Origin of the sequence: Pseudomonas sp. R3.Fl, from assembly GCF_023516765.1 — a bacterium.
In the GTDB taxonomy this organism is placed as follows: Bacteria; Pseudomonadota; Gammaproteobacteria; order Pseudomonadales; family Pseudomonadaceae; genus Pseudomonas; species Pseudomonas citronellolis.
In genome coordinates, this window is record NZ_JAMGSO010000001.1 from 1031099 (window position 1) to 1050436 (window position 19338).

The 19338-nt window shown below is 67.5% G+C and carries 19 protein-coding genes; 10 read left to right on the forward strand and 9 right to left on the reverse strand.

Features of this window, described 5'->3' with window-relative positions; all coding sequences use genetic code 11:
* The first annotated feature begins 22 nt into the window (after positions 1 to 22).
* Positions 23 to 241, forward strand: a complete 219-nt coding sequence (locus M8R19_RS04140; protein WP_009619245.1) for a DUF2970 domain-containing protein — start codon at positions 23 to 25, stop codon at positions 239 to 241.
* Here the strand turns inward: M8R19_RS04140 and M8R19_RS04145 are convergent.
* A complete protein-coding gene (locus M8R19_RS04145) occupies positions 238 to 1317 on the reverse strand; it encodes an ABC transporter substrate-binding protein (protein WP_249917107.1) in 1080 nt (359 codons plus the stop codon). The genes M8R19_RS04140 and M8R19_RS04145 overlap by 4 nt on opposite strands.
* Before the next feature lie 344 nt (positions 1318 to 1661).
* Here M8R19_RS04145 and M8R19_RS04150 point away from each other — a divergent pair, with 344 nt between their 5' ends.
* The 3 genes from M8R19_RS04150 to M8R19_RS04160 all read left to right on the forward strand — a co-directional run bounded on the left by M8R19_RS04150 (position 1662) and on the right by M8R19_RS04160 (position 4540).
* Positions 1662 to 2156, forward strand: a complete 495-nt coding sequence (locus M8R19_RS04150) for a PaaI family thioesterase (protein WP_058489119.1) — start codon at positions 1662 to 1664, stop codon at positions 2154 to 2156.
* A 238-nt stretch (positions 2157 to 2394) separates the two neighbouring features.
* Positions 2395 to 4053 carry a nitrite/sulfite reductase gene (locus M8R19_RS04155; protein WP_249917108.1) on the forward strand — a complete coding sequence of 553 codons (1659 nt, stop codon included), beginning with the start codon at positions 2395 to 2397 and terminating at the stop codon, positions 4051 to 4053.
* Positions 4037 to 4540 (forward strand): DUF934 domain-containing protein, encoded by a 504-nt coding sequence (locus M8R19_RS04160; protein ID WP_074983691.1) that lies wholly within the window; start codon positions 4037 to 4039, stop codon positions 4538 to 4540. Before M8R19_RS04155 ends, M8R19_RS04160 begins: the two co-directional genes overlap by 17 nt.
* 872 nt (positions 4541 to 5412) lie before the next feature.
* On the opposite strand, the gene M8R19_RS04165 is transcribed toward M8R19_RS04160, so the two are convergent.
* Positions 5413 to 5991 (reverse strand): TetR/AcrR family transcriptional regulator, encoded by a 579-nt coding sequence (locus M8R19_RS04165; RefSeq protein ID WP_249917109.1) that lies wholly within the window; start codon positions 5989 to 5991, stop codon positions 5413 to 5415.
* Between the two features lie 135 nt (positions 5992 to 6126).
* Here M8R19_RS04165 and M8R19_RS04170 point away from each other — a divergent pair, with 135 nt between their 5' ends.
* A complete protein-coding gene (locus tag M8R19_RS04170; protein ID WP_249917110.1) occupies positions 6127 to 6978 on the forward strand; it encodes an alpha/beta hydrolase family protein in 852 nt (283 codons plus the stop codon).
* Positions 6979 to 7000: 22 nt separating this feature from the next.
* Here the strand turns inward: M8R19_RS04170 and M8R19_RS04175 are convergent, their stop codons facing one another.
* Positions 7001 to 7993, reverse strand: coding sequence for a YhdH/YhfP family quinone oxidoreductase (locus M8R19_RS04175; protein WP_074983683.1), 993 nt, complete (start codon positions 7991 to 7993; stop codon positions 7001 to 7003).
* 55 nt (positions 7994 to 8048) lie between these two features.
* Positions 8049 to 9071, reverse strand: coding sequence for a protease SohB (gene sohB, locus M8R19_RS04180; protein WP_074983680.1), 1023 nt, complete (start codon positions 9069 to 9071; stop codon positions 8049 to 8051).
* 205 nt (positions 9072 to 9276) lie between these two features.
* On the opposite strand from sohB, the gene M8R19_RS04185 reads away from it, so the two are divergent.
* From M8R19_RS04185 to M8R19_RS04200, 4 genes are all read left to right on the forward strand, one after another.
* Positions 9277 to 9987, forward strand: a complete 711-nt coding sequence (locus M8R19_RS04185; protein WP_249917111.1) for a histidine phosphatase family protein — start codon at positions 9277 to 9279, stop codon at positions 9985 to 9987.
* Between the two features lie 55 nt (positions 9988 to 10042).
* Positions 10043 to 10354, forward strand: a complete 312-nt coding sequence (locus M8R19_RS04190) for an SCP2 sterol-binding domain-containing protein (RefSeq protein ID WP_009619228.1) — start codon at positions 10043 to 10045, stop codon at positions 10352 to 10354.
* A gap of 257 nt (positions 10355 to 10611) precedes the next feature.
* Entirely contained in the window at positions 10612 to 11682 is a 1071-nt protein-coding gene (locus tag M8R19_RS04195; RefSeq protein WP_009619226.1) for a phosphotransferase family protein, read from the forward strand.
* Between the two features lie 25 nt (positions 11683 to 11707).
* The gene (locus tag M8R19_RS04200; protein ID WP_116423828.1) at positions 11708 to 12475 is read left to right on the forward strand and encodes an SDR family oxidoreductase; all 768 of its coding nucleotides are present in this window, start codon (positions 11708 to 11710) and stop codon (positions 12473 to 12475) included.
* Positions 12476 to 12901: 426 nt separating this feature from the next.
* On the opposite strand, the gene M8R19_RS04205 is transcribed toward M8R19_RS04200, so the two are convergent.
* Complete coding sequence (locus M8R19_RS04205; RefSeq protein WP_043315348.1) at positions 12902 to 13549, reverse strand: hypothetical protein; 648 nt, start codon at positions 13547 to 13549, stop codon at positions 12902 to 12904.
* Positions 13550 to 13649: 100 nt separating this feature from the next.
* On the opposite strand from M8R19_RS04205, the gene M8R19_RS04210 reads away from it, so the two are divergent.
* Complete coding sequence (locus tag M8R19_RS04210; protein WP_249917112.1) at positions 13650 to 14441, forward strand: TSUP family transporter; 792 nt, start codon at positions 13650 to 13652, stop codon at positions 14439 to 14441.
* Between the two features lie 22 nt (positions 14442 to 14463).
* Here the strand turns inward: M8R19_RS04210 and nudC are convergent, their stop codons facing one another.
* The 4 genes from nudC to M8R19_RS04230 form a co-directional block, all read right to left on the reverse strand.
* Positions 14464 to 15306, reverse strand: a complete 843-nt coding sequence (gene nudC / locus M8R19_RS04215; RefSeq protein ID WP_249917113.1) for an NAD(+) diphosphatase — start codon at positions 15304 to 15306, stop codon at positions 14464 to 14466.
* Positions 15306 to 16985, reverse strand: a complete 1680-nt coding sequence (locus tag M8R19_RS04220) for a FimL-related protein (protein ID WP_249917114.1) — start codon at positions 16983 to 16985, stop codon at positions 15306 to 15308. Before M8R19_RS04220 ends, nudC begins: the two co-directional genes overlap by 1 nt.
* Before the next feature lie 39 nt (positions 16986 to 17024).
* Positions 17025 to 17837, reverse strand: a complete 813-nt coding sequence (locus M8R19_RS04225) for a crotonase/enoyl-CoA hydratase family protein (RefSeq protein WP_043266857.1) — start codon at positions 17835 to 17837, stop codon at positions 17025 to 17027.
* Positions 17838 to 17974: 137 nt separating this feature from the next.
* Positions 17975 to 19327 carry an amino acid permease gene (locus M8R19_RS04230; protein WP_249917115.1) on the reverse strand — a complete coding sequence of 451 codons (1353 nt, stop codon included), beginning with the start codon at positions 19325 to 19327 and terminating at the stop codon, positions 17975 to 17977.
* Positions 19328 to 19338 lie beyond the last annotated feature (11 nt).

Here is a 19338-nt window from a genome sequence, read left to right on the forward strand (position 1 = left end):
TCCCACAGCAAAGGAGGCTTTCATGAACGACGATCCGCAGAACCGCCCGCCGAGCTTCTGGCAGATGCTGCAAAGCGTGCTGGCCGCCGCCTTCGGCGTGCAGAGCGGGAAGAACCGCGCCCGCGACTTCACCCACGGCAAGCCCAGCCACTTCATCGTTCTCGGCGTGGGCTTCACCCTGGTCTTCGTCCTGTTGCTCTATGCCCTGGTGCGCCTGGTGCTGCACTTGGCCGGCGTCTAGTCCAGCAGCGGCTGCAGGGAGAAGCGGTAGGCCTTCTGCTTCGGGTGCAGGGCCAGGCTGAAGTCGCGGAAGTCCAGGCCATAGCCGGGGCGTTCCAGGTTGGCGCGCAGTTTCTGCGCGCGGCGCTTGTCCAGCAGGATGAACACCGGCAACTGGCGGTCCTTGCCGCCATGGGCGGCGAAGTCCACGCCGGCGTCGTAGTCGTGCAGCAACACCATGGCCCAGCCGCCGAGGGTGAAGTGGCCGCTCATGGCCACGCTGATGCGGCCGTCGATCACCGCGTCGAGCATCTCCGAGGAATTGTTCAGGCCGCTGAACAGCATGTCGCGGCCCGGCACGCGCCCCGCCTCGCTGGCCGCCTTCATCGCGCCGAAGGCCATCTCGTCGTTGGCCGACCACACCAGCCGCACCTGCGGATAGCGCCGCAGCAGTTGCTGCGCCTGCTCATAGGCGCGCTGGCGGTCCCAGCCGCCATAGACCACCTGCAGCAGACGGGCCCGCGGGAAGTCGGCCAGGGCCCGGCGCATGCCCTGCTCGCGCAGCTGCGCCACCGGCGCCTGGGCCAGCCCGGAGAAGGCCAGCAGGTCCAGTCCCTGCCCCACCGCCGCGCCGGCCTTGAGCAGGCGGTGGGCCATCAGGTAGCCCGCCTCCTCCTCGTTGGCCACCAGGCTGCCGATCCAGTTGCGGTAGCGCTCGCGACTGCCGCCGACGATGCGCTGCTGGTCGGTGGTCAGCATGTTGTTCACGGCGAACAGGCGCACCGGGGTATCGGCGAACAGGCGCAGCAGTTCCGGGCCGATGTAGCCCTCGTTGGTGAACACCAGGTAGTCGGGCAACTGGCCGTCGCGCAAAAGCTCGCGCGCCTGCTGCAGGGAGCGTTGCGGGTCGCGCTCGGCGTAGAGCACGCGCAGCGGCATGCCCAGGTCGCCGGCGGCGGCCTGCATGAAACGGCTATAGCTGAGCCAATAGGGCTCGTTGGACCGCCCCGGGTTGAGGAACACCACCGACGCCGCCTGGCAGCCCAACGACAGCGACAGACCGACGACCAGCAACCAGGACCTGCACAGAAGACTCAAGAACCCACACCCCACCGACCGGAAGCCGGCGAAGTATAGCCATTTGCCTTCATTGTGTTCGCCCACCCCTGACCGGTGGAACGAAATTATTGATGGCTCACCCAGAATATCGCCGTAGCCACCACCAGCAGGATGATGATGAAAGCCGCACGGGCATCGACCACGCTGTCGCGGTTCTCGTTACGGGATTCTTCGCTCATGTTTCCCCCATTTGTTATTGCTGTTTTCGGTGGACCCACCAGCAGTTAAGACCAGGGCACGGGCAGCGACAAGGCGCGGCCCTTCATGAGGGCGGCGAAACCGGCTAGGCTGGGGCCGTTTCCGCGACAAGAACAAGGCTCCCCATGGACAATCTTTCCCTGCAAGACCGCGCCGCGCCCGAAGGCATCTGCTACGGCTGCGGCGGCAGCAACCCCCACGGCCTGCACATCAAGAGCTACTGGCACGAGGATGGCATCCACGTGATGGCCAAGCACCTGCCCGAGGCCAAGTACACCGGCTGGCCGGAACTGGTCTACGGCGGCCTGATCGCCATGCTGGTGGACTGCCACTCGAACTGGACGGCGATGGCCTACCACTACCGCGCCGAAGGCCGCGAGCCGGGCAGCCTGCCGCGCCTGGACTGCGTCACCGGCAACCTCGGCATCAAGTTCATCAAGCCCACCCCGATGGGCGTGCCGCTGACCCTGCGCGCGCACGTGGAGGGCGAGCTGGGACGCAAGAGCCGGATCATCTGCGAGGTGTACGCCGGCGACGTGCTGACCGCCATCGGCGACTCCATTTTCGTCCGCGTCGATGCCGCTCAGCTGGGCGCCCAGGCCCACGGCCGCGAAGGCTGAGGACCTGCCGCGAGGGCCTGCGGCCAGGCGCCGCAAGCCCTGGCGCGGCGCCGGTGGGTGGAGAAGGTTCCCACGGATGCCGCGCTTATATCAGAAAGTTCTCGCCATATACTCAAACTTCACTTTTACGCATATTCCCTAACTGGTATCTTGCCCGCCACTCCGCGTGGAGCGCGTTGCCGTGCGCGCTCGGAAGCGTAGTACGCCCGAGCGCTATAGCCTGACAGCAGGATTTTTCATGTACGTATACGACGAATACGATCAGAGGATCGTAGAGGATCGCGTCAAGCAGTTCCGCGATCAGACCCGCCGCTACCTGGCGGGCGAACTGACCGGCGAGGAATTCCGCCCGCTGCGTCTGCAGAACGGCCTGTACATCCAGCGCTATGCGCCGATGCTGCGTATCGCCGTACCCTATGGCCTGCTCGCCTCCCGGCAGCTGCGCAAGCTGGCGCAGATCGCCCGCGACTACGACAAGGGCTACGCCCACATCAGCACCCGGCAGAACGTGCAGTTCAACTGGCCGGCGCTGGAGGATGTACCGGACATCCTCGCCGAGCTGGCCACCGTGCAGATGCACGCGATCCAGACCAGCGGCAACTGCATCCGCAACACCACCACCGACCAGTTCGCCGGCATCGCCCGCGACGAGCTGGTGGACCCGCGCCCCTGGTGCGAGATCATCCGCCAGTGGTCGACCTTCCACCCCGAATTCGCCCACCTGCCGCGCAAGTTCAAGATCGCCGTCAACGGCGCCGCGAGCGACCGCGCCGCCATCGAGGTGCACGACATCGGCCTGGAAGCGGTGAAGAACGAGGCCGGCGAGCTGGGCTTCCGCGTGCTGGTCGGCGGCGGCCTGGGCCGTACCCCGATCGTCGGCAGCTTCATCAATGAATTCCTGCCCTGGAAGCACCTGCTGTCGTACCTGGATGCCATCCTGCGCGTGTACAACCGCTACGGCCGCCGCGACAACAAGTTCAAGGCGCGCATCAAGATCCTGGTCAAGGCGCTGACCCCGGAAGTCTTCGCCGAGAAGGTCAACGCCGAATGGGCGCACCTCAAGGACGGCCCCAGCACCCTGACCGACGCGGAAGTGCAGCGCGTTTCCGCGTTCTTCGTCGACCCGGCCTACAAGGCCCTGGAAGACCAGGACACCGCCCTCGCCGCCCTGGACGCCGAGCACCCCGGCTTCGCCCGCTGGCGCGAGCGCAACACCTTCGCCCACAAGAAGCCCGGCTACGTCGCCGTGACCCTGTCGCTCAAGCCCACCGGCACCGCCCCGGGCGACGTGACCGACAAGCAACTGGACGCCATCGCCGAGCTGGCCGACCGCTACAGCTTCGGCGAGGTGCGCAACAGCCATAACCAGAACATCATCCTCGCCGACGTCGAGCAGGCGCAGCTGTTCACCCTCTGGGGCGAACTGCGCGAGCTGGGCTTCGCCAGCCCCAACGTGGGCCTGCTGACCGACATCATCTGCTGCCCGGGCGGCGACTTCTGCTCCCTGGCCAACGCCAAGTCGATCCCGGTGGCCGAAGCCATCCAGCGCCGCTTCGACGACCTCGACTACCTGTTCGACATCGGCGACATCGACCTCAACATCTCCGGCTGCATGAATGCCTGCGGCCACCACCACGTGGGCCACATCGGCATCCTCGGGGTGGACAAGAAGGGCGAGGAGTTCTACCAGGTGTCCCTCGGCGGCAGCGCCGGCCGCGAAGCCAGCCTGGCGCAGATCCTCGGCCCGTCCTTCGCCCAGGACCAGATGGCCGACGTGATCGAGAAGCTGATCAAGGTCTACGTCGAACGGCGCACCGAAGAGGAACGCTTCCTCGATACCTACCGCCGCATCGGCATCGACCCCTTCAAGGAGCGCGTATATGCAGCGAATCATTAAGCACCGCGAAGTGGTCGACGACCGCTGGCACCTGCTGCCCAAGGACGCCACCCTGGAGAGCGTGCCCAACAGCGACGACGTGATCATCCCGCTGGCCCTGTGGCTGGAACACGGCCCGGCCCTGCGCGGCCGCGACGGCGGCCTGGGCGTGTGGCTGGACTCCGACGAGGAGCCCGAAGCCATCGCCGGGGACCTGGACAGGTTCCAGGTGATCGCGGTGAACTTCCCGGCCTTCACCGACGGCCGCGGCTTCAGCACCGCGCGCCTGCTGCGCGAGCGCTACGGCTACAAGGGCGAGGTGCGCGCCATCGGCGACGTGCTGCGTGACCAGCTGTTCTATATGCAAAGCTGCGGTTTCGACGCCTACGCCATTCGTGCGGACCGCGATCCGCATGACGCGCTGGCCAGCCTGGATGACTTCAGCGAGGTCTACCAGACCTCGGTGACCCAGCCGCAGCCACTGTTCCGCCGGCGGCAGTTGGCCTGATCGGTAGTGACATGAAAAAGCCCCGCCTTGGCGGGGCTTTTTCGTTGGGTCGGGGTCCTGCTTCTCGTAGGAGCGAGCTTGCTCGCGAACCTTTATCCCGCGCTCCGATCTCCACCCCCGTCATTCCCGCGAACGCGGGAATCCAGAGACTTGGGGGCTTGGTGTAGCGCGCCGCACCGAGTGTTCGGATGTTTCTTGTTTCGCCCCCTCGGGCGAGTCCCTTTTGTCAAACGCCACAAAAGGAACCAAAAAGGCTTGCCCCAACATACGGGCCCGATAAAGCCGGGCTACCCTCACGAACTCCCCCGCCACGGAGGCCCGAACTAGGCGTCCCCCCCCGAGCGTACGTCCCTGTAGCCCATCGGGGCTCTCGCGACATCCATGTTGCATGACCTACTGAGCGCGGGTTTCGCTCGGCCTTCTGAAGGGGCGTTTCGGTGCGCTCGGAGGTTTCTCTGGAAGTCCGAATCGCGGACAGAGTCCGCTCCTACGGTTACAGGGAAGCACGGGCGTAGGAGCGGACTTTGTCCGCGATTTGGACTCAACGCCCCCGCCGGACACTCCGGTGGCACGAATGGCCCCCTCTCCGCTTGCGGGAGAGGGCTGGGGTGAGGGCGCTCTTGATCCCCGACCGTCGGCGTTATCCGCCGGATCGCGGACAGAGTCCGCTCCTACGGTTCCAGGAAGCGCAGCTTTTCGTAGGATGGCGTTGAGCGAAGCGATACCCATCGCCATGGCCCGATGGGTTTCGCAAGCTCAACCCATCCTATGGAGAGCACCTCGGCGCAAGGAGCGGACTCCGTACACGATTGGATTCACCGGCCACCCCGGTGGCACGGCCAACGGCGCATAACCACGAACGGCTATGCGCCCTACGCCCTCACACTCTCCCAGGCGATCTGCGCCAGCAGGTCCCGGCAATCCGCCAGTTCCACCCGCGTCCGTCCGGCCAGCCAGTTGCGCACGTAGTCGTGGGTGGGGCCTATCACCACCGAGTTGAACAGCTCGAAGGGCATTTCGCGGAAGGCGCCGGCCTGGCGATGCACCGCCAGCAGCTCGGCGATGCGCCGGCCCTGCTGGCGGTTGGCTTCGCGCAGCTGTTCGCCCATCTCCCCCGCCTCCACCCGGCCGCGGTTGTGCAGGATGAAGCGGGCCCAGTCCGGGTGTGCCACCACCCAGTCGATGTAGCAGGTGACGAACAGCCTGACCGTGGCCTCGGCGCTCATGCCCTCGCGCAGCCCGGCGTCGAGCAGGGCCGCGTACTGGCCGATGCCTTCCAGGTAGAGCGCGCCGATGATCCGCTCGCGGTTGCCGAAGTGGTGGTACAGGCTGCCGATGCTGGCGCCGGAGCGGTCGCGGATCATCTCGATGGTGGTGGCATCCACCCCGGATTCGCTGAAGCAGGCCAGCGCAGCCTGGAGGATGTCGTCTTTGCGGGAGGCTCGGCCCATGGGGTTCCTTGTGCGGATCGCTTCTAGAATATTTTTCTAGAATTAATTTCTAGCCTTCGTATACTGCCCTGACACGCCGCCATTCTTCAACTCGAATCCACGCGGCCTGACCGGCCAGCCCCAGGAGCATGCAGCATGACCACCCCGCAGCCCCGCGAGATCGACAACGGCCACGGCCAGCGCCTGGCCAGCCACTGGTACCGGCCGCCGGGCGAGATGCTCGGCGCCGCCCTGATCGTCCCGGCGATGGGCGTCGAGCAGCGCTTCTACGGCGCCTTCGCCAACTGGCTGGCCGAGCGTGGCTATCTGGTCGTGACCTTCGATTACCAGGGCATGGGCCGGTCGCGCAGCGGCCCCTTGCGGGAAGTGAAGGCGAACGTCGTCGACTGGGGCCGCCACGACTGCAGCGCCGTGCTCGCGGCGGTGGCCGAGGCCGCGCAGGACAAGCCGCTGTACTGGATCGGCCACAGCCTGGGCGGGCAGATCCTGCCCTTCGTCGACGGCCGTGCGCGCATCACCCGGGCCTTCAGCATCGCCAGCGGCAGCGGCTACTGGCGCGACAACACGGCCGGCCTGCGCGGCCGCGCCTGGCTACTCTGGCACTTCATCGCGCCGACCGTCACGCCGCTGCTGGGCTACTTCCCGGGCCGCCGCCTGGGCATCGTCGGCGACCTGCCGCGCGGGGTGATCGAGCAATGGCGGCGCTGGTGCCTGCACCCGCAGTACGCCCTGGGCGAGGGGGAGCAGATGCGCATCCGCTATTCGGCGGTGCACACGCCCATCGTGTCGCTGTCGTTCACCGACGACGAGATGATGTCCCAGCGCAGCACCGAGGCCCTGCTCGGCTTCTACCGCAGCGCGCCCAAGGTGAGCCGGCGCATCGCTCCGGAACAGCTGGGCGTGAAACGCATCGGCCACTTCGGGTTCTTCCGCGAGCAGTTCGCCGACACGCTGTGGGAGGGTTACCTGCTGCCGGAGCTGGGCTGAGCGCTCGGTCCCGGCGCGGGCATCAGTCGAGGTTCACCAGCAGCCGGCCGACCAGCTTGCCGGCGAGGATCTGGTGGATGGCGGTGGACAGGTCGTCGAGGCGGATTTCGCGCACCAGCTCCTCCAGGCGCGGCAGCTTCCACTGCAGCGAGAGCTTGTCCCACATGGACGCCTTGACCACCAGCGGCAGCTCCACCGAGTCCACGCCCAGCAGGTTCACCCCGCGCAGGATGAACGGCAGCACCGTGGCCTTGAACGCGGCGCCGGCGGTCAGCCCGCAGCAGGCCACGCTGCCGCCGTACTGCAGCGACTTGACCACGTTGAACAGGATGTCGCCGCCGACCGTGTCCACCGCGCCGGCCCACTGCTCCTTGAGCAGCGGCTTGTCGACGCCGTCGGCGACGGTGGCGCGGTCGATGATCTGCCGCGCGCCCAGGCCGTTGAGGAACTCGGCCTGCTCCAGCTTGCCGGTGGAGGCCGCCACGCTGTAGCCCAGCTGGGCCAGCAGCATCACCGCGATGCTGCCGACGCCGCCGCTGGCGCCGGTGACCAGCACCGGGCCGGAGGCCGGGGTCACCCCGGCCTGCTCCAGCTTGTCGACGCACAGCGCCGCGGTCAGGCCGGCGGTGCCGAGAATCATCGCCTCGCGCAGGCTCAGGCCCTGCGGGCGCTTGATCACCCAGGCGGCCGGCACGCGGATGTACTGGCCGAAGCCGCCCGGGGTGTTCATCCCCAGGTCGTAGCCGGTGACTATCACCTCGTCGCCGGCGACGAATTCGCCCACCGAGGACTCCTCCACCACCCCAGCGGCATCGATGCCGGGGGTGTGCGGGTACTTGCGGGTCACGCCCCGGTTGCCGCTGGCCGACAACGCATCCTTGTAGTTCAGCGACGAATACCGCACCCGGATCAGCACCTCGCCGGCCGGCAGCTGGCTGGTATCGCGCTCGACCACCTGCTGCTCGTAGATGCCATGCGGGGATTCGGTAACCCAGAGGGCCTTGAATGCACTCATCACGCTCTCCTTCTGCAAAGCCTGCCGCACGGACGCCCCTGCGCCCGCGCCGGAATCATTGCCAGTAACGGCTGCGCCCCAGGCGCTCCCACCAGCTCAGCAGCACGCGGTCGATCACCGTGCTGGCGCCCACGCCCAGGCGCTCCTGGACGCTTTTCTTCTGTACGTACTGCAAGTGGTAGACGTCCGACTCGCGGGCGCGTTCGGCCAGGTACTCGTCGCTGGTCTTCAGCTCGTCCACCAGCTTGCGCCCCAGCGCCGCCTGGCCCAGCCAGACCTCGCCAGTGGCGATTTCCTCGATGGCGAGCTTCGGCCGGTAGTGGGCGACGAAGCCCTTGAACAGCTCGTGGGTGGACTCCAGGTCCTCCTGGAACTTCTCGCGGCCCTTGTCGGTGTTCTCGCCGAACACCGTCAGGGTGCGCTTGTACTCGCCGGCGGTGAGCACCTCGAAGTCGATGTCGTGCCGCTTCAGCAGGCGGTGCACGTTGGGCAGCTGCGCCACCACGCCGATGGAACCGAGGATGGCGAAGGGTGCGGACAGGATGCGCTCGCCGATGCAGGCCATCATGTAGCCGCCGCTGGCGGCGATCTTGTCGACGCACACGGTCAGCGGCACGCCGGCCTGGCGGATGCGCGCCAGCTGCGAGGCGGCCAGGCCGTAGCTGTGGACCATGCCGCCGCCGCTTTCCAGGCGCAGCACCACTTCGTCCTTGGGCGTGGCCAGGCTGAGCAGCGCGGTGATCTCGTTGCGCAGGTGTTCGGTGGCCGAGGCCTTGATGTCGCCATCGAAGTCCAGCACGTAGACGCGGCTCTTCTGCGCGCCGGCCTTCTTCGCCTGCTTGGCGGCCTTGTGCTCGGACTTGCGCAGGGCCTTGAGCTTGTCCTTGTCGAGCACGCTGCCCTGCAGGCGCTCACGCAGCTCCTTGTAGAAGTCGTTGAGCTTGCGCACTTCCAGATGGCCCGAGCTGCGCCGCCCGCGGCCGCGCAGGGCGGCGACCACCACCAGCACCACCAGCACCGCCACCAGCACGGTGAAGGTCCTGGCCAGGAAACCCGCGTAATCCAGAAGAAACTCCACACTTCCCCCTATCAACCTGTGCCCCGCCCGCCGACCGGGCCGGGGAATCCCGCAAGCATACCCAGCCCGCCGGGCCGCAGCCAGCGCTGGCGAACGCCTTCATCAGCGTTGGGAATAGCATTCAAACAAGCGTATGTTTTTTCGTTGACAGCCCTGGGCCTTCCTCATACCCTCGCCGGAACTTTCCCCCTGCCGAGGTCCGTGCGTGGGCAGCATCTATCTGATTCGACATGGCCAGGCTTCGTTCGGCGCCGACGACTACGACGTGCTCTCGACGACCGGCGTGCGCCAGGCCCAGGTCCTGGGCGAACACCTGGCGGGCCTGGGCCTGCGCCTGGACCGCTGCCTGGCCGGCGACCTGCAGCGCCAGCGCCACACCGCCAGCGAAGCCCTGGGACGCATGCGCGAAGCCGGGCTCGACGTGCCGGAGCTGGAGATCGACGCCGCCTTCAACGAGTTCGAGGCCGACGCGGTGATCCGCGCCCACCTCGACGACCTGCTGCAGCACGAGCCCCAGGCCCTGCACATCCTGCGCAACGCCACGCAGCACCGCGGCGAGTTCCAGCGCCTGTTCTCCTACGTGATCGCCCGCTGGGTTTCCGGCGAGCACCACAAGGACGGCCTGGTCAGCTGGCAGGAATTCCTCGACACCGTGCACGACGGCCTGCAGCGCCTGCTGCGTCAGGCCAGCGGCAAGGACAACATCGCCGTGTTCACCTCCGGCGGGACCATCACCGCCGTGCTCCAGCAGATCGTCGGCATGCCGGCGATCAAGGCCTTCGAGCTGAACTGGCAGATCGTCAACACTTCGCTCAGCCGCCTGAAGTTCCGTGGCGACGAAGTGTCCCTGGCTTCCTTCAACAGTCACGTGCACCTGGAACTGTTGAGGGCGCCGGAGCTCATCACCTATAGATGAGCCCGGCCCATTGCGCCCCCGGGCGCGCGAGAAAACCTAGAAAAGGGATAGAACCATGAGCGTTGCTGACATCGTCTCCACCATGAAGAGCAAATTCAACGCTGGCGCCGCCGCCGGCCTGGACCTGGTCTTCCAGTTCAACATCGAGGACGGCGACAACCACTACCTGGTGGTCAAGGATGGCACCTGCGAAGTCGTGCAGGGCGATGCGCCGAACCCCAACGTCACCCTGATCATGGACAGCGAGACCCTCAAGGGCATCACCAGCGGCGAAACCGACGGCATGCAGGCCTTCATGGCCGGCAAGCTGCGCGCCGAAGGCGACATGATGCTGGCCATGAAGCTGGGCGAGCTGTTCCCGGTCTGACCTGGAGCGCTGCCTGCCGGCACGAGAAACCGGGGCCCCGCGGCTCCGGTTTTTTTTCGCCCGCGCCGCTCTGGCAAAGGCGTATCAGGCAGCCTGATCGGGGTCCAACACGCTCGCCAATAACGCCCTGCGGCGCTTGTGGGGGTAGGAAGCGAGCATTAGATTAACCAATTATCTCGGGACACCATTATTGCCCTGCATGATGGATCCCGGGCGCCGCTGCCCCGGCAGCTACCGACTACAAGAAAGGGATAAGCATGTCGCTGACTGACCAGTCCACCCGCATCCGCCAAGGCGAAGAGCTCGACGCCGCGGTCATCGATCCCTACCTGAAGGCCCACATTCCCGGCCTGCAGGGCGAGCCGAAGATCAGCCAGTTCCCTGGCGGCGCCTCGAACCTGACCTACCTGCTGGAATACCCCAGCCACGAGCTGGTGCTGCGCCGCCCGCCGTTCGGCCGCAAGGCCAAGTCGGCCCACGACATGGGCCGCGAGTACCGCATCCTCAACCAGCTCAACGCCGGCTTCCCGTACTGCCCGAAGGCCTACGTGCACTGCACCGACGAGTCGGTGATCGGCGCCGAGTTCTACGTGATGGAGCGCGTCAACGGCATCATCCTGCGCGCCGACCTGCCGCCGGAGCTCAAGCTCGACGCGCAGCAGGCCAACACCCTGTGCAAGAACTTCATCGACCGCTTCGTGGAACTGCACAACGTCGACTACCAGGCCTGCGGCCTGGGCGACCTGGGCAAGCCCGAAGGCTACGTGCAGCGCCAGATCGAAGGCTGGAGCGACCGCTACGAGAAGGCCCTGACCCCCGACGCGCCGAGCTGGGAAGCGGTCAAGGCCTGGCTGCGCGAGAAGATGCCGGCCGACCACCCCAAGCCGGGCATCGTGCACAACGACTACCGCTTCGACAACGTCATCCTCGACCCCAAGGACCCGATGCGCATCATCGGCGTGCTGGACTGGGAGCTGACCACCATCGGCGACCCGCTGATGGACCTGGGCAACACCCTCGCCTACTGGATCGAAGCCGACGACCCGGCGCCGGTGCAGCTCATGCGCCGCCAGCCGAGCCACCTGCCGGGCATGCTGACGCGCCAGCAGTTCGCCGACTACTACGCCGAACGCGCCGGCCTGCCGCGCATCGACAATCTCGACTTCTACTACACCTACGGCCTGTTCCGCCTGGCCGGCATCGTGCAGCAGATCTACTACCGCTACTTCCACGGCCAGACCCAGGACAAGCGCTTCGCCCAGTTCATCCACATGAACAAGCTGCTGGAGCAGATGAGCCTGCAGGTCATCGGCAAATCGCGCCTGTAACGACGATCACAACAAGGGGAACCCCATGTCCAAGACCAACCTGTTCGACCTCGACGGCAAGATCGCCTTCGTTTCCGGCGCCAGCCGCGGCATCGGCGAGGCCATCGCCAAGCTGCTGGCCCAGCAAGGCGCCCACGTGATCGTCTCCAGCCGCAAGATCGAGGGCTGCCAGGAAGTGGCCGACGCCATCAATGCCGCCGGCGGCAAGGCCACCGCCATCGCCTGCCACATCGGCGAGATGGAGCAGATCCAGAGTGTCTTCGCGCAGATCCGCGAGCAGTTCGGCCGCCTGGACATCCTGGTCAACAACGCCGCCACCAACCCGCAGTTCTGCAACGTGCTGGACACCGACCTGTCGGCCTTCCAGAAGACCGTCGACGTGAACATCCGTGGCTACTACTTCATGTCCATCGAAGGCGGCAAGCTGATGAAGGAGAACGGCGGCGGCAGCATCATCAACGTCGCCTCGATCAACGGCGTCAGCCCCGGCGAGTTCCAGGGCATCTACTCGGTGACCAAGGCTGCGGTGATCAGCATGACCAAGGTCTTCGCCAAGGAATGCGCGCAGTTCGGCATCCGCTGCAACGCCCTGCTGCCGGGCCTGACCGACACTAAGTTCGCCTCGGCCCTGGTGAAGAACGACAGCATCCGCAACGCCGCCCTGCAGCGCATCCCGCTCAAGCGCGTAGCCGACCCGAGCGAAATGGCCGGCGCCGTGCTGTACCTGGCCAGCAGCGCCTCCAGCTACACCACCGGCGTGGCGCTGAACGTCGACGGCGGGTTCCTCGCCTGATCGCATAAGCGCAATGAAAAAGGGAGCCTTCGGGCTCCCTTTTTCGTTGGGCGATCCGTTGATGCACGCCTCCTACAAGGGAATGGCGCGGGTGGGGCAGCGTAGGAGCGGATCTTATCCGCGAATCGCGCCGGGGCGTCCGGCTATCGCGGACAAGGTCCGCTCCGGGAGGAGGAATACCGTGCCTCCCGGCGACCTGTAGGAGCGGGCCCTGCCCGCGATTTCGCGCGCAGGGCGCGCTCCTACAAGGGAATGGCGTGGGTGGTCCGCTCCTACGGGGGAGGAATGGTGCGGGTGGGGCGACGTAGGATGGCGTTGAGCGGAGCGATACCCATCACCACGACCGCATGGGTTTCGTAAACTCAACCCATCCTACGAAAAGCCTCTCGGCGCAACCGGCAAGACAGCTGCTCCGGTGCGACCCGTCTACCGCCACTCCCGCAACGCCTGCTGTGCCGCGGCGTTGACCGGCTCCGCCTCCAGGCCCGCGGGGCCCAGGCGGACGCTGTAGACCGCCTGGTCCGCCATGGGCAGGAAGTTCACCCGCGCCGCCAGCGGCCGGAAGGTCAGCAGGTCGTGCTGGCCGTCGCGCAGCCAGCGCCACAGGTCGAAGCCGTAGGGGCTTTGCGCCAGCACCTGCTGCCGGGCCTGAGCCTGTTGCTGCTCGATGGCCAGGTAGCGGCCGGCCAGGCCCTGCAGGCGGTAGCCGGGGTCCAGGCCTATCAGTGCGGCCAAACCACGCCACTGCATGATGCGCACGTCCAGTTGCCAGAGGTCGCCGCCCAGTTCGACGCGGCGTTCGCGGTCGCCTTCGAGGATTTTTACCTCGTAGCGCTGCGGCGCCAGGCGCTGGAAGCTCAGGGTCGCCAGCGGCCGCTCGGCGGGCAGCGCGTCGTAGCTGCGCAGGTCCCAGGCCGCCAGACCCAGCGCCAGCGCGGCGGCGATGAAGGCCAGGCCGGCGCAGCCGCGCAGCCAGCCGAGGAACCAGTGGCGGTCGAAGAGGATGCGTGCGGCGACCAGCAGCGCCAGCAGGGCGATCAGCGCGAACGTCCAGGCCAGGCCGTCGTACTGCATTGAATCAGTTCCTTGCGGGTAGAATTGCCGGCATTATGCGCACCCCTCGACGCGACGGCCAGCCGTGGCGTCGCAGCCTTGAACCCAGGTCGTACTTTTCATGCCCTTCACCCTCCCCTTCGAGCTGGCCATCGACCCGCTCACCCTGCTGATCCTCGCCGTCGTGGCCTTCCTCGCCGGCTTCATCGACGCCATCGCCGGCGGCGGCGGCCTGCTGACCATCCCCGCCCTGCTCACCGCCGGCGTGCCGCCGCACCTGGCGCTGGGCACCAACAAGCTGAGCTCCACCTTCGGCTCGGCCACCGCCAGCTATACCTTCTACAAGCGCAAGCTGTTCCACCCGGCGAAGTGGCGCAACGGCCTGCTCGCCACCGCCATAGGCGCGGCCGTCGGCGCCTGGGCCGCGCACCTGCTGCCGGCGGAATGGCTGAACCGCATGTTGCCGGTGGTGGTGTTCTCCTGCGGAATCTACATGCTCTTCGGCGGCACGCCCAAGGCGCCGCTGGACGCCGACGCCCCGGTCGGGCGCAAGCGCCAGTGGCCGCAAGGCCTGGGCCTGGGCTTCTACGACGGCGTGGCCGGCCCCGGCACCGGCGCCTTCTGGACCGTCAGCAGCCTGCTGATGTACCCCCTGGACCTGGTCCGCGCCAGCGGCGTGGCGCGCACCATGAACTTCGTCAGCAACATTGTGGCGCTGGCGGTGTTCGTCGCTTCCGGCCAGGTGGTCTGGTTGCTCGGGCTGTGCATGGGCAGCGCGCTGATGGTCGGCGCCTACCTGGGTGCGCGCACCGCCATCGGCGGCGGCGCCAGGTTCATCCGCCCGGTGTTCATCCTGGTGGTGCTGGCGCTGACCGCGCGCCTGGTCTGGCAGCACTGGTTCAGCGCGGCTTGAAGCGCGGGGAAAACGCCGGGCGTCAGTAGCCGCCGCCCGGCAGGATGGGATCGGGCCGTCCGGTGCGGCGCGCCAGCCAGCTCTCGATCAGGTAGCGGGCGATGGAACGCCCGGCTGGCAGGCGCGGCAGCGAGTCGTAGGGGAACCACTGGGCGTCTTCGATCTCGTCCGGCTGGCAGACGATCTCGCCGCTGACGTACTCGGCGTGGAAGCCGAGCATCAGCGAATGCGGGAACGGCCAGTTCTGGCTGCCCAGGTAGCGGATGTTGCCGACCTGCAGCCCCACCTCTTCCTTCACCTCGCGGGCCACGCAGTGCTCCACCGACTCGCCCGGCTCGACGAAGCCGGCCAGGGTGCTGTACATGCCCGGCACGAAGCGCGGCGAGCGCGCCAGCAGCAGTTCGTCGCCGCGGGTGACGAGGACGATCATGCTCGGCGACAGCAGCGGGTAGCGCTGGATGTCGCAGGCGTCGCAGCGCATGGCGCGTTCGCGCGGCACGGCGCGCATCGGCTGGCCGCAGCCGCCGCAGAAACGGTTCTCGCGGGCCCAGGTGCCGACCTGGCTGGCGAAGCCGAGCATGGCGAACTGGTCTTCCTCGGCTTCGAGCATAACGTGGCGCAGGCCTACCCAGCTGCAACCCTCGACGCTGGCGGGAGACGCCAGCTCCAGCAGGTACACGGCGTCACCGTCGAAGTGGCCGACGCCCTGCTCGGAGAGCACAGACAGGTCCTGGCGCTTGAGCCAGTCACGGGGGAAGAGCACGCCATTGGCATCGCCGAGGAATTGCTGGCGATAGTGGGCCAGGGCCCAGCCACCTTTCTCCGCCGGGTCGAGCCAGGCGGACTCCCAACGTCCGGTACGCATCAGGCAGCCACCTCCAGGCCGAGGGCGCGCACGCTCTCGCTGGCCACGTCCAGCACGTCGGGCTGGCCTTCGGGACGCAGCACGGCGCCGCCCTCCAGGTAGTATTCGAGGCCGGTCAGGGCATCGGCCAGGGTTTCCAGCATCTGCTCGGACGGCATCTGCGTGGTTTCGATCATCTGCCGCTGGATGTAGTCGGCGCAAGCCCCGACCAGCCGGGCGGCGCGTTCCTGGCCGAGGAACCAGAGCCCGCCGCGCACGGCCTGCAGGCTGCCGGGGACGTTGGCCAGGTGCAGTTTGTCGCCGTTGGATTCCAGGTAGGCGGTGATCGCCCGCTTGGCCAGGGCCAGGCCGCCCTGGGCCTCGTCGATGACCACGATGCGCGCCTCGGCCAGCTGGTGCACGGCGAAGGACTCGGCGGTGGGCTCGAGGTCGATGATGGCGGGGGCGGCAAGGCGCTCGCCGCGCTCCAGGCTGCCGACCAGGCTTTCCACGTAGAGCAGCGCGTCGGCCAGGGCATTCAGCGCCACCGGAGATTCCACTGCGCCCCTGGCCACCCAGCCGGACACCACCGAAACCTGGCCCTGCAGCACGTTGGCCGCGGAGTTCAGGCCGACCATGCCGAGGGTCTTGGCCAGCTTGCCCAGCTGGGTGTGCAGGGTGCCCAGGGCATCGGCCGGGGACACGCCGCGCTCGATCAGGTCGAGCTGGTCCTTGACCGTGGTGAGTTCCTCGCGGATGGCCGCCGACAGCGAGCGCATCACCGCCTGGCCGGGGCCGGACAGGCGCTGCGACTCGTCTTCCAGCAGGTGGTCGGTGAACGGCAGCGGCGCCAGGCCGAACACCTCGCGCAACTCGCTGGCCCGCGGGCCGCGGGTGTCGGCCAGGGCGGTGAGGTAGAGCAGCTCCTTGAGCAGCTGGCGCGGCGCCTCGTAGCTGGCGTTGGCCAGCAGTTGCTTGAGTTCCCGGTCCAGGCGCGAGAACAGCTGCTTGCGCGCCTTGCGCGGCAGCATCTGCGCATCCACCAGGGCTTCCAGGGCGCCCGCGCCTATCCAGCACAGGCGGCTGCGCTGGCCGTAGCCGAGCAGCGCGTCGAGGCGCGTCAGGGCGCGCCCCATCAGCTTGAGGCCGGAGTAATGGTCCTGTTCGCGCACCAGGGCGAGCAGGCCGACCTGGTACATGTGCCGCAGGCGGCGGACTTCCTGGGCGCGGTCGGCCACCGTGGGCACCGCGCGGGGCGCCGCCGGGCGCGGCAGGTCCAGGCGCGCGCTGAAGAAGAAGCTCTCCGGCAGCACCGGCTGGCCGGCGGCCAGGCGCACGTCGTTGATCGCCGGCAGCAGCAGCTCGGGGATTTCCTGGCGGTTGGCCTCCAGGTTCTCCAGGTAGCGGCGCAGCACGTACAGGGCGTTGCCCAGGGCGGCCAGCTGGCCGTCGCGCTCCTCGCCGACACCGGTGGGGATGTCGGTGGCCAGCTGCAGGGCTTCCTGGGCCAGCAGCTCGGCGCCGGCCAGTTCGATCAGGTTGAGGGTGCCGCGGATCTGCGCCAGGCATTCGACCGCGTGTTGCAGCAGGCTGCCGTTCTGGCGCTCGGCGATGAATTGCTCGAGGTTCTGCTCGGCCTGCTCCATGGTGGCGAAGAGTTCATCGCGCACCAGACTGAGGGAGGTGGCTCCAGTGACCATCGGGCTAACGCGCCTCCTGCGCGAGGGAGTAATGGGGCATCAGTCGGCGAACTCCGGCTGCTGCTTGCTCATGTGGGCGGCCATGGCCTTCTGCAGGTCGGCCGATTGCAGCATGGCGGCGTTCCAGGTGGCGATGTATTCCAGGCCGTCCTCGACGCTGTGGTCGCGGGCGTAGCGGATCATCTCCTTGGTGCCGCGGATGGCGATCGGCGACTTGCCGGCGATCTGCCGCGCCAGTTCGAACACGCCGTCGAGCAGCGCCGCGCTGTCGGCGTAGCTGCGGTTGACCAGGCCGATGCGCACCGCCTCGGCGGCGTCGACCATGCGCCCGGTGTAGGCCAGCTCGCGCATGATGCCGTCGCCGATCAGCCGCGGCAGGCGCTGCAGGGTGCCGACGTCGGCGGCCATGCCCATGTCGATTTCCTTGATGGAGAACTGCGCGTCCTCGCTGCAGTAGCGCATGTCGCAGGCCGAGATCAGGTCGATGGCGCCGCCCAGGCAATAGCCCTGCACGGCGGCGAGCACCGGCTTGCTGCAGGCGTCGATGGCGTTGAACGAGGCCTGCAGCTCGAGAATCTTGCGGCGCAGGGCGCGGGCGTTGCGGCCGACGTCCTTGCCCAACTGGCTGCCGGCCTGGGCCAGCAGCATCAGGTCGATGCCGGCGGAGAAATGCTTGCCGGCACCGGAAATCACCACCACGCGGACTTCATCCGTTTCATCGGCCCAACGAAAGATATCGACGATCTCGCGCCAGAAATCGGCGTTCATCGCGTTGACTTTTTCCGGGCGATTGATGATCACATGCGCGATCTTGTCGGCCAGTTCGACGCGAAATGCTTTGTACTCGGTCACGGGGGAAACCCTCGGGAATGCCCTGCTCTGCTGTGCGCGGCAGTTCTTGTAGTGATGGCGTGCCACTATAACAAGGCAAGGGCAAAAGTCGATGCCGGCCTATGTGATGCAGGGCACGCTCCAGCTGCGAACGGGCGCTAGTCGATTTCCGCCACCGGCAGGCCCTGCTGGCGGTTGCGCCATTGCCGCCAGGTGTACATCGGGATACCCGCCATGAACACCAGGAAGCCCCAGAAGATGGCCTGCTCGCCGGTACCGTAGAGGGCCCACAGCGAGTAGAGGAAGCCCAGCGAGCCGACGGCGATCAGCTGCGGCCGCGAGCGCGGCGAGAACTCGCTGGTGCGCACCGCCAGCAGCTGCAGCAGCGCCGCGGTGCAGAAGGCGTAGGGCACCACGCCGGTCATGGTGCCGAGCAGGATGATGACGTTGAACACGTCCACCAGGTTGCCCTGGCCGTCGATCAGCACCAGCACCGTCACCAGCAGCCCCGAGGCCCACAGGCCGTTGGCCGGTGCGCCGTGCTTGTTGAGCTTGCCGAGGGATTCGGGGAACAGCCCGTCGCGCGCCGGCGCCACCGGGATCTGCCCCTGCAGCAGCACCCAGCCGTTGAGCGCGCCGAGGCAGGCGATCACCGCGCCGGCGGCCACCAGGTAGTAGCCCCAGTCGCCCATCAGCACGCGCGCGGCGTCGGCGAAGGGCGAGGTCGACTTGGCCAGCACCTCCGGCGGCATCAGGCCCTGCACCGAGGTGATCGACAACACATACACGCCGGCCGCGGCCAGGGTGCCGAACAGCGTGGCGCGCGGGATGGTGCGCTTGGGGTCGCGCACGTCGTCGGCCGGCACCGTCGCCGATTCCAGGCCGATGAACGACCAGAGCGTCAGCGCCGCGGTGGTGGCGATGGCCTGGGCATAGCCCATGTTCGGCAACTGCTCGCGCGGCGGAATGGCCAGGTAGTCGGGGTTGAAGTGCAGCCAGCCGAGCACCCCGACCAGCAGCAGCGGGATCAGCTTGAGCGCGGTGAGCAGGTTCTGCACCACAGCGAAGGTGGCGATGCCGCGCAGGTTGATGAAGGTGCACAGCCAGATGGCGCCGATGGCGGTGGCCACCATCAGCAGCGGGTCGGCCAGCGCCGGGATGAACACCCGCAGGTAGCCCACCAGGGTCACGGCGATGGCGGCGTTGCCGATCCATGCGGCCTTCCAGTAGGTCCAGGCGCACAGGTAGCCGGCGAAGCTGCCGAAGCCCTCGCGGGTGTAGGCGTAGGGCCCGCCGGCGCCGGGGTTGAGCCGCGCCAGGCGGGCGAAGGTGAAGGCCAGCAGCACCGCGCCGGTGCTGGAGACCAGCCAGCCGAACAGGCTGAGCCCGCCATAGGCGGCGAGGCTGGAGGGCAGCAGGAAGACGCCCGAGCCGACCATGTTGCCGATCACCAGCGCGGTACAGCTCCAGAACCCCATGCTGCCTTTCTTGGCAGCCTCTCCCCCGCTCATCCTCGCTCCTT

What these genes read in the sequence shown, in the direction of transcription:
- M8R19_RS04140 (WP_009619245.1), top strand. Translation starts at nt 23, where the DNA reads ATGAACGACGATCCGCAGAACCGCCCGCCGAGCTTCTGGCAGATGCTG.
- M8R19_RS04150 (WP_058489119.1), top strand. Translation starts at nt 1,662, where the DNA reads ATGGACAATCTTTCCCTGCAAGACCGCGCCGCGCCCGAAGGCATCTGC.
- M8R19_RS04155 (WP_249917108.1), top strand. Translation starts at nt 2,395, where the DNA reads ATGTACGTATACGACGAATACGATCAGAGGATCGTAGAGGATCGCGTC.
- M8R19_RS04160 (WP_074983691.1), top strand. Translation starts at nt 4,037, where the DNA reads ATGCAGCGAATCATTAAGCACCGCGAAGTGGTCGACGACCGCTGGCAC.
- M8R19_RS04165 (WP_249917109.1), bottom strand. Translation starts at nt 5,991, where the DNA reads ATGGGCCGAGCCTCCCGCAAAGACGACATCCTCCAGGCTGCGCTGGCC.
- M8R19_RS04170 (WP_249917110.1), top strand. Translation starts at nt 6,127, where the DNA reads ATGACCACCCCGCAGCCCCGCGAGATCGACAACGGCCACGGCCAGCGC.
- M8R19_RS04175 (WP_074983683.1), bottom strand. Translation starts at nt 7,993, where the DNA reads ATGAGTGCATTCAAGGCCCTCTGGGTTACCGAATCCCCGCATGGCATC.
- M8R19_RS04190 (WP_009619228.1), top strand. Translation starts at nt 10,043, where the DNA reads ATGAGCGTTGCTGACATCGTCTCCACCATGAAGAGCAAATTCAACGCT.
- M8R19_RS04195 (WP_009619226.1), top strand. Translation starts at nt 10,612, where the DNA reads ATGTCGCTGACTGACCAGTCCACCCGCATCCGCCAAGGCGAAGAGCTC.
- M8R19_RS04200 (WP_116423828.1), top strand. Translation starts at nt 11,708, where the DNA reads ATGTCCAAGACCAACCTGTTCGACCTCGACGGCAAGATCGCCTTCGTT.
- M8R19_RS04205 (WP_043315348.1), bottom strand. Translation starts at nt 13,549, where the DNA reads ATGCAGTACGACGGCCTGGCCTGGACGTTCGCGCTGATCGCCCTGCTG.
- M8R19_RS04210 (WP_249917112.1), top strand. Translation starts at nt 13,650, where the DNA reads ATGCCCTTCACCCTCCCCTTCGAGCTGGCCATCGACCCGCTCACCCTG.
- nudC (WP_249917113.1), bottom strand. Translation starts at nt 15,306, where the DNA reads ATGCGTACCGGACGTTGGGAGTCCGCCTGGCTCGACCCGGCGGAGAAA.
- M8R19_RS04220 (WP_249917114.1), bottom strand. Translation starts at nt 16,985, where the DNA reads ATGGTCACTGGAGCCACCTCCCTCAGTCTGGTGCGCGATGAACTCTTC.
- M8R19_RS04230 (WP_249917115.1), bottom strand. Translation starts at nt 19,327, where the DNA reads ATGAGCGGGGGAGAGGCTGCCAAGAAAGGCAGCATGGGGTTCTGGAGC.